This window comes from Iodobacter sp. BJB302 (assembly GCF_002735645.1).
GTDB lineage: Bacteria > Pseudomonadota > Gammaproteobacteria > Burkholderiales > Chitinibacteraceae > Iodobacter.
This window is the reverse complement of sequence record NZ_PDZG01000097.1, coordinates 1-13,249: the sequence shown is the minus strand read 5'-3', so window position 1 is coordinate 13,249 and position 13,249 is coordinate 1. Positions and strand designations below refer to the sequence as shown.

Annotated in this window: 13 protein-coding genes; 10 read left to right on the top strand and 3 right to left on the bottom strand. The window is 50.8% G+C overall.

The features are described from left to right. The first annotated feature begins 184 nt into the window (after nt 1-184). The 8 genes from CSQ88_RS20490 (at nt 185) to CSQ88_RS20455 (ending at nt 10,253) form a co-directional block, all read left to right on the top strand. Nucleotides 185-2,017, top strand: coding sequence for an adenylate/guanylate cyclase domain-containing protein (locus CSQ88_RS20490; protein WP_099399928.1), 1,833 nt, complete (start codon nt 185-187; stop codon nt 2,015-2,017). Then, nucleotides 2,014-2,526 carry an SH3 domain-containing protein gene (locus CSQ88_RS20485; protein ID WP_099399927.1) on the top strand — a complete coding sequence of 171 codons (513 nt, stop codon included), beginning with the start codon at nt 2,014-2,016 and terminating at the stop codon, nt 2,524-2,526. Before CSQ88_RS20490 ends, CSQ88_RS20485 begins: the two co-directional genes overlap by 4 nt. 2 nt (nt 2,527-2,528) lie before the next feature. Next, a complete protein-coding gene (locus CSQ88_RS20480) occupies nt 2,529-3,389 on the top strand; it encodes a M48 family metalloprotease (protein ID WP_099399926.1) in 861 nt (286 codons plus the stop codon). Nucleotides 3,390-3,857: 468 nt separating this feature from the next. Beyond that, a complete protein-coding gene (gene pepP, locus CSQ88_RS20475; RefSeq protein ID WP_099399925.1) occupies nt 3,858-5,153 on the top strand; it encodes a Xaa-Pro aminopeptidase in 1,296 nt (431 codons plus the stop codon). A 407-nt stretch (nt 5,154-5,560) separates the two neighbouring features. Continuing rightward, nucleotides 5,561-6,757: an FAD-dependent monooxygenase gene (locus CSQ88_RS20470; protein ID WP_180273752.1), complete on the top strand. Its 1,197-nt coding sequence runs from the start codon at nt 5,561-5,563 to the stop codon at nt 6,755-6,757. A gap of 145 nt (nt 6,758-6,902) precedes the next feature. Beyond that, on the top strand, nt 6,903-8,672 hold the full coding sequence (locus CSQ88_RS20465; RefSeq protein ID WP_099399923.1) for an ABC transporter ATP-binding protein: 1,770 nt from the start codon (nt 6,903-6,905) through the stop codon (nt 8,670-8,672). A gap of 84 nt (nt 8,673-8,756) precedes the next feature. Beyond that, on the top strand, nt 8,757-9,515 hold the full coding sequence (locus tag CSQ88_RS20460; RefSeq protein WP_099399922.1) for an ABC transporter substrate-binding protein: 759 nt from the start codon (nt 8,757-8,759) through the stop codon (nt 9,513-9,515). Nucleotides 9,516-9,827: 312 nt separating this feature from the next. Further along, nucleotides 9,828-10,253, top strand: a complete 426-nt coding sequence (locus tag CSQ88_RS20455; protein ID WP_099399921.1) for a UPF0158 family protein — start codon at nt 9,828-9,830, stop codon at nt 10,251-10,253. On the opposite strand, the gene CSQ88_RS20450 is transcribed toward CSQ88_RS20455, so the two are convergent. Further along, nucleotides 10,246-11,133 carry a LysR family transcriptional regulator gene (locus CSQ88_RS20450; protein ID WP_099399920.1) on the bottom strand — a complete coding sequence of 296 codons (888 nt, stop codon included), beginning with the start codon at nt 11,131-11,133 and terminating at the stop codon, nt 10,246-10,248. The genes CSQ88_RS20455 and CSQ88_RS20450 overlap by 8 nt on opposite strands. A gap of 101 nt (nt 11,134-11,234) precedes the next feature. On the opposite strand from CSQ88_RS20450, the gene CSQ88_RS20445 reads away from it, so the two are divergent. Both CSQ88_RS20445 and CSQ88_RS20440 read left to right on the top strand, forming a co-directional pair. Next, nucleotides 11,235-11,489: a DUF2798 domain-containing protein gene (locus CSQ88_RS20445; RefSeq protein WP_099399919.1), complete on the top strand. Its 255-nt coding sequence runs from the start codon at nt 11,235-11,237 to the stop codon at nt 11,487-11,489. Between the two features lies 1 nt (nt 11,490). Continuing rightward, a complete protein-coding gene (locus tag CSQ88_RS20440; protein ID WP_099399918.1) occupies nt 11,491-11,922 on the top strand; it encodes a carboxymuconolactone decarboxylase family protein in 432 nt (143 codons plus the stop codon). 130 nt (nt 11,923-12,052) lie between these two features. On the opposite strand, the gene CSQ88_RS20435 is transcribed toward CSQ88_RS20440, so the two are convergent. Together CSQ88_RS20435 and CSQ88_RS20430 are read right to left on the bottom strand one after the other, a co-directional pair. Then, nucleotides 12,053-12,553: an NUDIX hydrolase gene (locus CSQ88_RS20435; RefSeq protein ID WP_218963160.1), complete on the bottom strand. Its 501-nt coding sequence runs from the start codon at nt 12,551-12,553 to the stop codon at nt 12,053-12,055. 34 nt (nt 12,554-12,587) lie between these two features. Further along, complete coding sequence (locus tag CSQ88_RS20430) at nt 12,588-13,070, bottom strand: GNAT family N-acetyltransferase (protein ID WP_099399917.1); 483 nt, start codon at nt 13,068-13,070, stop codon at nt 12,588-12,590. Nucleotides 13,071-13,249 lie beyond the last annotated feature (179 nt).

The window sequence follows — 13,249 nt, the reverse complement described above, 5'->3', positions numbered from 1 at the left end:
TTTTGATACCCGCTTCGCCAGTTAAATATTGCTGAACGACAGAGAGCTTGAATTGCGTTGAGTACTTGGACATAAAAACACCCCAAAAATATGGACGGGTGTCCAACTTTTGGGGTGCAGTTCAAAATGCGGGCTTTTTTTTTGAGCACTATAAAGATCAGGAAGCATCTTTACGGGCGCAGTCATGCTGCAACGCTTTTCCTATCTTTCAATCTTTATTCTGCTGAGCAGCTTACTGATATTAGATTACGGCTGGCTGAATTTTAGCGCCGTGATTGATGACAGAAGCGGCGACTGGCTGCTGGAGAAAAACGCCAGCCGCCGCAGCGCATCCCCCAATATTGTGATTATCGATATCGATCAGAAAAGTCTGGAAACCATGAATGAAGTAGCGGGCAGCTGGCCATGGCCACGCGCCATTCATGCCGAGCTGCTCAGTGCAATTGCCGCACATCAGCCCAAAGCCATTGTGTTTGATGTGTTATTTAACGAGCCCGATACCTTTCGCGCCGACAGCGATCAGCTGTTCAGAGACACCGTTTTACAGCTGCACAATATTTACCTGCCCAGCACCCTGCTGGTGGATGGTATTGGCGCACGGCTCGCCGATTTACCTGCTGTTTACGGCCTGAAAAAAACGCAGGACGCAAAGCCCGATGCCCGTGCCCCTTTGCTCTTACCGCTGGTGCTGCCGCCTGAAACCTGGCGTGGCGGCCTGATCAATTTTAAAAAAGACGCCGATGGAATCGGCCGCCATTACTGGATTTACGCCGAAACCCAAGGCTGGCGCCTGCCTTCCCTGCCCGCCCGCATCGCGGCAGACTTTAACTGGCCCATGCCCCAAGGCAGCGATATCCGCATCAATTGGTCGCAAGCACATCAGCACATCAGCTACAGCGATCTCTATTTTGATTTCAACCGCGAAAAACCACAACGCCCTGCCAATGAATTAAGCGGCAAGATCGTCATTATCGGCACCGCCGCACCGGGCTTGCAGGATTTGCGCCCTACGCCGCTTTCAGCCAACTTCCCTGGCGTCGAGATTTTGGCCACATCCATCGATAATCTGCAGCACGGCGACTGGCTGCAAACCCCTGCCCGCGTCTATTTTGCACCGCTGGGGCTGTTGCTGATCCTGGTTTTATTTCTGAGTTTTCAGCGCAAGGTAAACACCCTTTATTCAGGCGGCGCACTGCTGGTGGCTACACTGCTGGGCTTAGGTATTTTCTGGCTGGGCCTTGGCCACAAGCAATACTGGCCCATTGCCGCCGCCATAGCCTGGGCCTGGGTCTATTACTGGCTGGCGGCGCTGTTCGCCTATCTGGCAGAAAAAGCCCAGCGCGAGCAGGCCATCAATTTATTTGGCCGATTTCTGGATCAACGCGTGGTCCGCCAGCTGGTGGCACAAGGCGAAATTCATAGCAGCCAGCAGGCCGAATCACGAGAGCTTACCATCTTGTTTTCTGATATTCGCGGCTTTACCACGCTGTCTGAAACGCGCACACCTGAATATATCGTCGGCCTGCTCAACCGTTATTTCTCCCAGCAGGTTGAGATTATTTTTCGCCACGGCGGCACGCTGGATAAGTTTATTGGCGACGCCATTATGGCGTTTTGGGGCGCGCCGATGAATGACAACGAGCACGCCAGACACGCCGTAGCTGCCGCCATTGAAATGTCGGCAGCACTGGTCAAATTTAAAACCGAGCTGACTGATCTGGGTGCTGATTTTGATATCGGCATTGGCCTGCATACCGGCCCCGCCGTGGTGGGCTTTATTGGCTCGGATGCGCGGCTGGATTACACAATTATTGGCGATTCGGTCAACCTCGCCTCACGGATTGAGGGCCTGACCAAGGGCATATCCCGCGTGCTGATATCCGACGCCACGCGGCTGGCCTGCAATGAACATTTTCAATTTATACCGCACGGCAGCTTTCATGTGAAAGGCCGCGAGCAAGAAGTGGAGCTGTTTGAACCCCGTTTAAATTCTGAAGACGTAAGGAAGACATCATGAAAAATGGACTATGGCTGCTGCTCGCCTTAGGCAGCACCACTTGGGCCGAAACGGCCAGTGTGATCCGCGATTCTGATTTACGCGATAAACCTTTTCTGGATGCTGCCGTGATTGGCCAGCTTAAAAAAGACAATGTGGTCGATATCCAGATGCGCCAGGGCGCGTGGATGCAGGTCAAAAGCGAGAACAAGCTTACCGGCTGGATCAAATTACTGAATGTCAGAACAGGCAAAGGCAGCGAAGGCAGCACTCTGGCTTCATTAAATCCATTTAAGACAGGCTCTTCCGGCAGCACCGTCACCACCGGGGTAAAAGGGCTGTCCGCCGAGCAGCTGCAAAATGCCCAGCCCAACCCTGAAGAGCTGGCCAGGCTGAAAAACTTCACATCAAGTGAAGCAGAAGCACAAAAAAGCGCTGCCAAAGAAAAACTGATCGCGCAGGAAGTGGCGTATATCGTCATGGAAAAAACCCCTGCCTCTAATGACAGCCCAAAAAACAGGAGAAACTAATCATGCGTATCCGCCTGACCATACTGGCCTGCTTATTGCCTGCTGCCGCTTTTGCCTTTGATTTTGGCAAACTGGATATCAGTAATTTAATTGAAGGGGTAAAAAACACGGCCGATGCCATGCACAAGGCAACGCCAGCAGAAGAAGAGGCCATTGGTGCAAGCGCTGCCTCGCTCTTACTGGGAGCTGCGCCTTTAGTGGCCAATACTGCCTTGCAGCACTATGTAAACCAGGTAGGCATGTGGATTGTCAAACAATCTGAACAGCCCGACAGAGTGTTCCATTTTGGCGTCATAGACAGCCCCAATATCAACGCCTTTACCACCCCCGGCGGCTATATCCTGCTCACCAGAGGGCTGTTTGATGCCTTTCGTAATGAAGCAGAATTAGCCGGTGTATTAGCCCACGAAATTACCCACACGCTGAAACGCCACCATATGCAGGCCATTGAATCCGGGAAATGGCAAAAAGTAGGCAGCAATATCGCCAAGGCCGGAGCAGATAACGTTAAAAACAGCACAGCCTCGCAGCTTGTTTCACTTGGCAGTAAAAATGCGCTGGAGCTGTTTGTAAGGGGGCTCGACAAGGGCGATGAATATGAAGCAGACATTGGCGGCATGGTTTTAGCTGCCAGAGCGGGCTACAACCCCTACGGCTTAGTCTCGGTATTACAAACGCTGGGCAGCATCAATCCGCAGGAAGGCACAGTGGCACTGATGTTCAGCACCCACCCCAGCCCAAGCGACAGGCTCAATACCATTGAAGAGGTGATCGGAGACAAACTCGAAAACTACGCAGGAGGCGCAGAAAGCACTAAACGCTTTCAAGCCATTAAAGCATCCTTAGGTGCGGCAAAAAAATAGGCCCCACCATGTAGGTCGGGTGAAACCCCATACGCGCTAAGCAAATAGCTTTTTGTATTAGCAAACAGCGAAAAAGCATAATAGCCACGCTCTTTGCATAGGGCCTTTTAAAGTCCCCTTGAAACACGCCGGAGCGAGGAACAAGCGGGGCGGGGGATCGCTTGGGAGCGAGGAACGAGCCAATCCCGCCCGCCGCCGCCTCGATTGTCCACAGCGCAGGAGCCTTCGTGTTTTTGAGGTTGTGGCTTGGCTTCGTTTATTGGCCACACAAGAAAGGAAGGTCCAGCGGGACGCCCGCACCTAAATCAATGTGCCGAAGGCACTAATAAAAAGTCTTTTGACTTTAGTTAGCGCACATGCGGACTTCTCCGATCCCAACACAATAAGTAAAATCCACAAGTAAGTAAAAACACGTGCTGCGCTGCGCCTCGCCGTATAATCTGCCTACCTTACTTGGGAAATCCATCCATGCAGCCTTACGTAACCCGCCGTGCAACCTTGTCCACACGCTTACCTGCAGGTGTGGTTATTGTGCCCAATACCACTGAAATCATTCGTAATGCCGATTCAACCTACCCGTTTCGTTACGATTCCAGCTTTTATTACCTCACTGGTTTTAATGAACCCGATGCCGTTTTTGTACAAGTCATCAGCGAAGACAGCACACAAAATATTCTGTTCTGCCGCCCTAAAGATTTAGAGCGCGAAATCTGGGATGGCCACCGCCACGGCCCTGATGCGGCCCGTGAGCAGTTTGGCTTTGATGCCGCTTATTCCATTGAAGAGCTCGACAATAAAATGGTGGAGCTCTTACAAAACCAGCCCCGCCTGCATACCGTTTATGGCCACAATGCAGCATGGGACAGCCGAGTTTCAGGCTGGGTAAACGGCGTACGCGCCAAGGTGCGCAGCGGCATCACAGCCCCGAATGAAATCGCCGATGTGCGCGGCACCATTGCCGAAATGCGTTTATTTAAAGATGAGTTTGAAATCGCCCTCTTGCGCCAGGCCGGGCAAATCAACTCGGCGGCCCACGTGCGCGCCATGCGCTTTGCGCGTCCGGGGCAAATGGAATACGAAGTAGAAGCCGAAATTCTGCACGATTACTACCGTCAGGGCAGCCGCTTTCCTGCTTACTCCAGCATTGTGGCAGCAGGCGCCAATGCCTGCGTGCTGCATTACGGTGAAAATAATGCCCGCATGAAGGATGGCGATTTACTGCTGATCGACGCCGGTTGCGAGATCGGCGGCTATGCCTCTGATATCACCCGCACCTTCCCGGTAAACGGCAAATTCAGCGGCCCGCAAAAAGACGTTTACGAAATCACCCTTGCCGCCCAATACGCAGCGCTCGATGTTTGCCGCGCTGGCAAAAGCTGGAACGCGCCACACGAAGCGGCTGTGCGTGTATTGGCCCAGGGCATGATCGATTTAGGCTTATTGCAAGGCTCGCTCGACGGCGTGCTTGAATCGCTGAGCTATAAGCAGTTTTATATGCACAACACAGGCCACTGGATGGGTCTGGATGTGCACGATGCCGGTGCTTATAAAATCAAAGGTGAATGGCGTAATCTGGAAGCCGGCATGGTGATGACGGTAGAGCCAGGCTTTTACATCCGCCCCGCCGCCAATGTGCCCAAACACTTTGAAAACATCGGCGTGCGCATCGAAGACGATGTGCTGATCACCCGTGATGGCATGGAAAACCTGGATGCCAGCTGCCCGAAAACCGTGGCAGAAATTGAAGCGATTATGGCAAGGTAAGGTATGTGTTTTTTGTATGGCGGGTGAAAGCCGCCATACGCTAAGCAAGATCAAAAACATCTTTTTAGTGCCTTCGGCACGTTTATTTTGGAGCGGTAGCCACCGCGGGGGCCTTCCTTTCTTGCTTCGCCAAGAAACGAAGCCAAAGAAGGCGCCCCCACGAAACACGAAGACCCCTGCGCTGCGGACAATCGAGGCGGCGGCAGGCGGGATTGGCTCGCCAGCTCGCTCCCTGGCCGAAACCCCGCCCCGCTTGTTCCTCGCTCCGGCGTGTTTCAAGGGGACTTTAAAAAGCCCCATGCAGAGAGCGCAGTCATTACATTTTTTGGTTATTTTTGCTAATAAAAACAATTTTGTGAGCGCGTATGGGGTTTCACCTACCCTGCTTATGACCTTAAACTCATCCCTTGCCTCAAATTTTTCCTCAGGTCGATATGCTCTTAGACAAACTCCCCCTCCACGTAGATGTGCTGATTGTTGGCGGTGGCCCGATTGGCGCTTTGGTTGTGCAAAGGCTGGCAGCAGCAGGCGTTGATGCCCTGCTGCTTGATGCCAAACCCAAAATTGAAGCCGACCCGCGTGCACTGGCCTTATCCTGGGCCAGCTTTGAAGCTTTAGATCAAGTGGGTTTATGGGGGACCGAGCTGGCCGCTACGGCCATCACCCAGGTACATATCTCGCAGCAGGGCACAATTGGCCGCACTGAGCTACTGGCCAGCGAGCTGGGCCTGCCTGCTTTGGGCTTTGTGGTGGACTATGACAAGCTGGCCCGCCGCGCGTTCAGCACGCTTAGCGAAAGCACAGCCAAAGCAGCACTGGGCTATCGCGTCATTAAAATCACGCGGCTGGCCCGCTTTGCCCAAATAAAAATCGACGGCCCCAGCGGAGAAGAGCAGCTTACTGCCCGCCTTGTGGTACTTGCTGACGGCGGCCAGCTGATTAGCCAGCTGGACGATATTATCCAGACCATCAAGCCTTACCAGCAGCATGCCATCCTCGCCAAGCTCACACCCACCGAGCCGCATGGCGGCATGGCTTATGAGCGCTTTGCGGATGATGCCACCCTGGCACTCCTGCCCAATGGCAAGGATTTCACCCTTGTCTGGCCACAGTCCCCAGAGCTGGCCAGCGAGCGCCTCGCCATGAGCGATGAAGATTTTATTCGCGAAGTCAGCAAGCGTTTTTCAGGCCGTATCGCAGGATTTAACAGCGTGGCTTCGCGCGCCAGCTGGCCGCTGGCTTTAAAAACACTCAACTCCGTAGTCGGCCGCCGTGTGGTTTTGATCGGCAATGCCGCGCAAACGCTACACCCCGTGGCAGGCCAAGGGATGAATCTTGGTCTGCGTGATGCCACCACGCTGGCCGGGGTGATTATTGCAAGCCGCCAGGATGAAATCGGCGAGCCGGAGCAACTTGCCCGCTACGCCCGCCTCAGAAAAAAAGACGCTGGCCTTGTGACCCACTTTACCGATGGCCTGATCACCTACTTCGACCACCCCGGCCCCCTGCTCAAACACGGCCGCAGCTTAGGCCTGATCGCCATGGACCAAATGGGCTGGCTGAGAAAAGGCTTTGCAAAGCGGATGGTGTTTGGGGCGAGGTAAGTGTGAAAATACCTTTGTAGGTCGTGGTTAGCGCAGCGTAAGCCGACGGCCTTTCCTCACAATCTCCCCCTCCCCACCCAAAACTTTCTCCACATCCAATTGATATTCATTTAGCATTGGTTTTTTATTTCTCCAGGCTTATGCCATGCCTTCACTTCGCCGCTTGTTTCAATACGCCGGGCAATATCGCAGGGATGCATTCTGGGCCAGCTTCTGCTCGGTGATGAATGTATTTTTCGATATCCTGCCTGAGATCTTGATTGGGATTGCGGTCGATGTGGTGGTGAATCGAGAGACTTCTTTTATCGCCACACTCGGGGTAACAGACAGCTTTCACCAGCTGCTTTACTTAGGTGTAATTACGGTTTTTATTTGGGGTGGCGAGTCTTTATTCCAATACTTTTATCAAATCCGCTGGCGTAATCTTGCGCAAAACTTGCAGCATGATCTGCGTTTAGACGCTTACCGACATGTGCAAAAACTGCCGCTGTCTTACTTTGAAAACAAGAGCACCGGCAAGTTAATGTCGATTTTGAATGACGATATTAATCAGCTGGAGCGCTTTTTAAATGGCGGGGCCAATAGCATTATTCAGGTGCTCTGCTCCACGCTGATGTGCAGCGCGGTGTTTTTCTATATTGCACCGCAGCTGGCCCTGATTGCGCTTGCGCCTGTGCCGCTGATTTTATTTGGCGCATTTTGGTTTCAGCGCCGCATTGCCCCCCGCTACGCCGCCGTGCGTGAAGCGGCCGGAGTGATCAGCGGGCGCTTAAATAATAATCTGCTGGGCATTGCCACCATCAAAGCCTTTACTGCCGAAAAATTTGAAGCGGCGCATATTTTTGATGCCAGCAATCATTACCGCCAAACCAATGCCGCAGCGATTCAGCTCTCGTCGGCCATTATTCCCATCATCCGCATGGCTATTTTGTCCGGCTTTGTGGTGACGCTGGTTTACGGCGGCTATCTGGCACTGCATGGCCAGATTGGCGTAGGCAGTTATTCGGTACTGGTGTTTCTGACTCAACGCCTGCTCTGGCCACTGACTGGCCTTGCCGATATTGCCGATCTTTACCAGCGCTCGATGACGGCGATTGAGCGGGTGCTTAATCTGCTTGATAGCCCTGTGCATATCCATTACGAAGGCAAGCCGCTGGGCCAGGTTAAAGGTGCGCTCAGCTTTGAGCACATTCACTTTGCCTATGGCGAGCAAGCTGTACTTAAAGATATTTCCCTGCATATCGCCGCAGGGCAAACCGTGGCTTTTGTGGGCGCAACCGGATCTGGCAAAAGTACGCTGCTAAAACTGCTGCTGCGTTTTTACGACGCCAGCAGCGGCAGTATTAAAATCGACGGCATGGAAAGCAAAGATATTGCCCTGCTCGATCTGCGCCGTGCCATTGGCTATGTGGGGCAGGATGTGTTTTTAAGTGATGCCAGCATTGCGCAAAATATCGCTTACGGCCAAAGCGATGTGGCTATGAGCGCCGTGATCACAGCAGCGCGGGCCGCCGAAGCACATGAATTTATCGAGCGCCTGCCACAAGGCTACGACACCCAAATTGGCGAGCGCGGGCAAAAACTATCGGGCGGGCAGCGCCAACGCCTGGCACTGGCAAGAGCGATCTTCAAAGACCCAAAAATTCTGGTACTGGACGAAGCCACCAGCGCGGTAGATAACGAAACCGAGGCGGCAATTCAAAGATCGCTGGATAAAATAGCCAAAGGCCGCACCACTCTGGTCGTGGCACACCGCCTGTCTACCGTGCGTAATGCCCACTGCATTTATGTGATGGAGCAGGGCGAAATTGTTGAGGCGGGCACGCACGAGATACTGCTCGAAGCCAATGGCAGCTATGCGGCACTGTGGCGCTTACAAACAGGCATTAGAGAAACTGAAGCGGTGCTTATTTAAAGCCACAAAATCTATAAAAATATTACGCAGATAAGCGTGCTATAAATCAGAGGTCAATCATGTAATTAATAATCAGGCAGAGATATGCGTTTAACCGGCCTTTGTTTTGCCAGCATTTTATTATCTGCTTCGCTTTATGCCGAAACAGTGATCATCAATGCTGAGGACGATTGGGCACCCTTCTCTTCCATGACCCGAAATAAACAGGGGATTGAAGGGCTTTCCCCCTCACTGGTCAGCGCAGCTTTTCATACCCAGGGCATAGAGGTTAAATTTAATCCCGTGCCCTTTGCCCGCTGCCTTTATGAGGTTGAACGCGGCAAGGCGGTGGCCTGCTTTGATACCTCCATTACCGAAGAAAACAAAAACAAATACATCTGGCATAAAACCCCCTTATTTGAAGAAGGCCTCTCTATTTTTGCTCTGAGCGATTCAAAAGATAAAAATTTAACCGTCAAAGATTTAGAAGGAAAAACAGTCAGCATTACCCATGGCTATTCCTATCCCAACGTATTAATGGATAATAAAAAAATCATCAGGGATGAATCACCATTTGATGATACCCAGCTCAAAAAAATCCTGCTTAAAAGAGTGCAATATGGTGTCATCAATACCACACCTGGTACTTTAATGATTAATGCCAATCGTAATTACAAAGGGAAAATAAAAATAGTGGGTCTGGTTGAAACAAGTGTTTTTTATCTTAATTTTTCTAAATCGCATAAAGACGGGCAGCGCATGGCGGATATTTTTGAAAAAGGCATGCAGGAAATAAAAACAAACGGCACATACAAAAAAATAGAGCGGGATTTCAAAGAAAAAAATGGCTTAAATAACCAATAATCAATCATCATGGTATTAAATTAAACCAGCCTTGCTGGCACGAACACATAAGCAAATCATTCATCTTGCAGAGCATGATCAGAGGATTTTCCTTTCATGGCTCAGTGCTATCTGCTTTAAGCCCCCCGCATCCAGGCAGTGCATATGCAATTTTTATACAATGACTCATAAGTTAAGCTGAAATATTTATTGCACTCCGGGTAAAATGACGGGTATATTAATACCCTCTTACTTTATCGGTATTTGATTAATTAGTTTAAATACTGATCACAAACTATCTCTTAAAAAAATACAGATAGCGGAGCAATAGCTGTGAAAGTTAAATTAAGCGATATCATTGAAGCCATTGATTTTATGAGTGGTGATCCTTTCCAAAGCTGTGAAGGATTTATTCATATTGAAAGTGGCAAAATTTATTTGCGGTCTGAATACTTAGATGCAATTGATCTGGAAGAATTACCCGGCAATCTGGATGATACAGACCTTTACCTGCCTTTACCCACAAAAAATGATTTGGGCTTAGGCAGCCAATTGCCCGTTTGTTTTGCCGAAGAATATGCTCCTGATTTATATAATGAAGTGCAGGCCATGTTCAGACATCAGGGTGCTTTTGGCCGGTTTAAAGATTGGGCTGACCGGCATCAGTTACTGGCCGCCTGGTATCGCTTTGAAAAAGAATGCAGCGAAAGAGAAATCAAAGCATGGTGCAGTATGCACAATATTCAGTTTATTAATTAAGCCCTTCTGCCCCATTCAGCAATGGCTCCTGCGCTGCAAAAGCCAAAAGATGCTCTAATAGATAACGTTGTTGTGGCCACACGGCATACACAGCACGGGAATCGGCCTGCCATTGTGGCAACACTTCCTGCAAAGCGCCGCCCGCCAGCTCTTCGCAGCACACGGTAACCGGGCAGGATAAAATCCCCACGCCCTCTTTAGCCATATGCACCGCCAAAGCCATCTCGTTTACCCTGAATCGCGCCTGGCCCTGCACGATGCATTCTTCCCCACTCGCCTTATGCACAAACACCCAGCGCGTCATCGGCTCGGCCAGAATCAGCTGATGCTGGTGTAAATCATCCGGTGTAAGTGGCGCGCCGCTGCGCTGCAAATAAGCGGCAGAGGCCACCGTTACCCAATGCACCTCGCCCAGGCGGCGCTGATTAAAGCTGGAATCCTGCTGCTCGCCCGCCCTGAGCGCCAGATCAGCACCACTGGCAATTAAGTCTTCCTGCAAATTACTCAGTTTTAATTCCAGCCTTACCTCAGGATACTTTTGCATAAAGCTGGCCCAGCAGGAGCGGAAAATACCATTGGCCAGATTAATCGGCGCCAATACGCGCACCAGCCCGCTTACGCTGTGCTGCGTGGCATCTAATGCCTGCGTGGCCTGTTGCAAAGCTTGCAGCAGCGGGCGGCATTGCTCGTAATACTGCTGACCTTCACTGCTTACCTGCATACGCCGCGCACTGCGGTTCAGTAAGCGGCAGCCCAGCTGCAGCTCCAGCTTTTGCAAACGCCGGGTCAGCGTGGCCGGTGGTAAATCCATTTTCTTTGCCGCAGCGCTTAAGCTGCCTGCTTCCACAATACAAACAAACAGCGCCAGATCATCGAGCATGATTTCATTTTTGGAATTTAACTTTGATTTTATGATTGTATTTTCATTTAACCGCTTTTGCTATGCTCATCTTCATTCAACACACACAAGAGTTAAGCAATATGTCTGATGCGCAAAAATTCCGCTGGGTTTTCTCTTTTCTGATGTCGCTGCTGATGTCCGGCGTGATGAGCGGCTGGGTCACCTGGATTGTGGCCGGACTGAATGGCCATTTTTTTGCCAGCTGGGGCCGAGCCTTTATCACCGCCTGGCCCGCAGCCTTTACCATCGTCATGCTCTGTGCACCAAGCGTACAGCGGCTTAGCCAGCGCATCGTGCTGAGCCGCAATTTAGCAGCCAATCAACCAGGAGCTTAAAATGAGCCAGCTACGCCTCCCCTACTTTGATTTATCCGCCGAAGCACTTACGGGATTACGCAGTGTTAAAAGCTATTTAGAAAACAGCGCATTAAATAAAACGCTGCTGGAATGGGTGTATTTGCGTGTTTCGCAAATCAACGGCTGCTCGTTTTGCCTGAAAATGCATAGCAAAGCCTTAAGAGCCGCAGGGGAAAATAGCGAGCGTTTAGACAGCCTGGCTGGCTGGCACAGCAGCCCGCTCTTTAGCGAACAAGAACGTGCAGCATTTCAATGGGCCGAATCACTCAGCCAAATCGCCACCACTCACGCCCCCGATGCTGATTTCGAGCTTTTAAAGAAATATTTTAACGAGCAAGAAATATCAGACCTGACATTTGCCATTGCCAATATGAATGCCCTGAACAGGGTTGCGATTGCAATGCGGCAATAGATTGTAGGATTAAGCGAGGGAAGGCGGCTTGGGCAAAGGCTTAAGCCGCCAATCTGACTTCAACATAAGAGCAGGTAAACAGCGCGGGTTGATAACACTAAGCTGCCGCACATACAGACCATCACATGAATTAAAACTTCGCACTGGCTACAACTCCACTATATCTGAGGCAATCTTCCACTCTGTGGCGCTGCACAGCGCTCATTTCAGAAAGAGGCGTAAACCGATACTCTGAATGCTCAGGGCTTAAGATAATTTCATCCAGAGACGGCAGATCGCATCTGAAGATAAAAGCCTGAGAATTATAAGCCTTGTGATAATAAACACCCGTCAGATGCAAAATATGGATATCGCGCCCAAGCTCCTCATGGCATTCGCGCTGCACACATTCATGGATTGTTTCCCCCGGCTCCAATGCGCCACCAGGCAAGCCCCAGGCCAATGATCCATAAGTCGCCTTAAGCAGCAAAACCTCCCCTGCATCATTGGTAATGACTGCATGAGCACTCAGCCGATAAAGATCATCAAATGCCAAAATGGTCTCCCAAAAAAACAGGTCCGATACAGGGCGGCTTAGCGGAAAGCGTAGCCCGTCCCCAATATAAAAATGAGTAATCAGCGCGTTGATCATTCAGGCCAGCCCTGAGTGGCAGACCTTTTTACACTCAGTCGAAGATCCTGGACATGATGTAATCATCAACATACGTGGACTCATGAGCGCGCTTATAGAACTTTCTCAGTTTGCCTTCAATTTCAAACCCTAGCCTTGTATAGAAAGCAAGACCGCGTGCGTTGTCAGACTCGACGATCAACTCAATCCGCTTCGCTCCTGAACGACAAAGCTCCTCGATTGCCTCTTCAACCATGATCTGAGCAACGCCCTGCCCCTGAAACTTCGGAGCAACTGCCAGTGAACCCAGGTATGCAACGTGGCTCGCCCGCCCAGGATGCCGGGATGCTTTATAAAAACCGGCAAGTTCTCCAGAAACCTCGTACACAAAGAAGCAGAGGCTCTCAACGAGTTCATAAAAGACAGGTTTAAATGCCTCGATGGGCATGGGATCAAAACCCAGGAAGTGGACGACCTTAGCATCCATATAGATGGCAAAAACAGCTTCAAGATCACTCAATTCAGCAAAACGGTGCATTTCTACTCCAAAATATCTGACAGGCTCGGACAAAATAGAAAACAGAGGTCAAACCCAATGCTGTTCACTTTATGATTTTTATTCCCCAGTTATGCCGTTGATTAAGAATTTCCGTGCCTTTTCTACTTGCAAAATGCTTAGTTCGTCGTTTCACAACCCGCGGATTACTGCGTCCTGTT

Coding starts and splice junctions, on each gene's coding strand:
- CSQ88_RS20490 (WP_099399928.1), top strand. CDS start 185: ATGCTGCAACGCTTTTCCTATCTTTCAATCTTTATTCTGCTGAGCAGC.
- CSQ88_RS20485 (WP_099399927.1), top strand. CDS start 2,014: ATGAAAAATGGACTATGGCTGCTGCTCGCCTTAGGCAGCACCACTTGG.
- CSQ88_RS20480 (WP_099399926.1), top strand. CDS start 2,529: ATGCGTATCCGCCTGACCATACTGGCCTGCTTATTGCCTGCTGCCGCT.
- pepP (WP_099399925.1), top strand. CDS start 3,858: ATGCAGCCTTACGTAACCCGCCGTGCAACCTTGTCCACACGCTTACCT.
- CSQ88_RS20465 (WP_099399923.1), top strand. CDS start 6,903: ATGCCTTCACTTCGCCGCTTGTTTCAATACGCCGGGCAATATCGCAGG.
- CSQ88_RS20460 (WP_099399922.1), top strand. CDS start 8,757: ATGCGTTTAACCGGCCTTTGTTTTGCCAGCATTTTATTATCTGCTTCG.
- CSQ88_RS20450 (WP_099399920.1), bottom strand. CDS start 11,133: ATGCTCGATGATCTGGCGCTGTTTGTTTGTATTGTGGAAGCAGGCAGC.
- CSQ88_RS20445 (WP_099399919.1), top strand. CDS start 11,235: ATGTCTGATGCGCAAAAATTCCGCTGGGTTTTCTCTTTTCTGATGTCG.
- CSQ88_RS20440 (WP_099399918.1), top strand. CDS start 11,491: ATGAGCCAGCTACGCCTCCCCTACTTTGATTTATCCGCCGAAGCACTT.
- CSQ88_RS20435 (WP_218963160.1), bottom strand. CDS start 12,553: ATGATCAACGCGCTGATTACTCATTTTTATATTGGGGACGGGCTACGC.
- CSQ88_RS20430 (WP_099399917.1), bottom strand. CDS start 13,070: ATGCACCGTTTTGCTGAATTGAGTGATCTTGAAGCTGTTTTTGCCATC.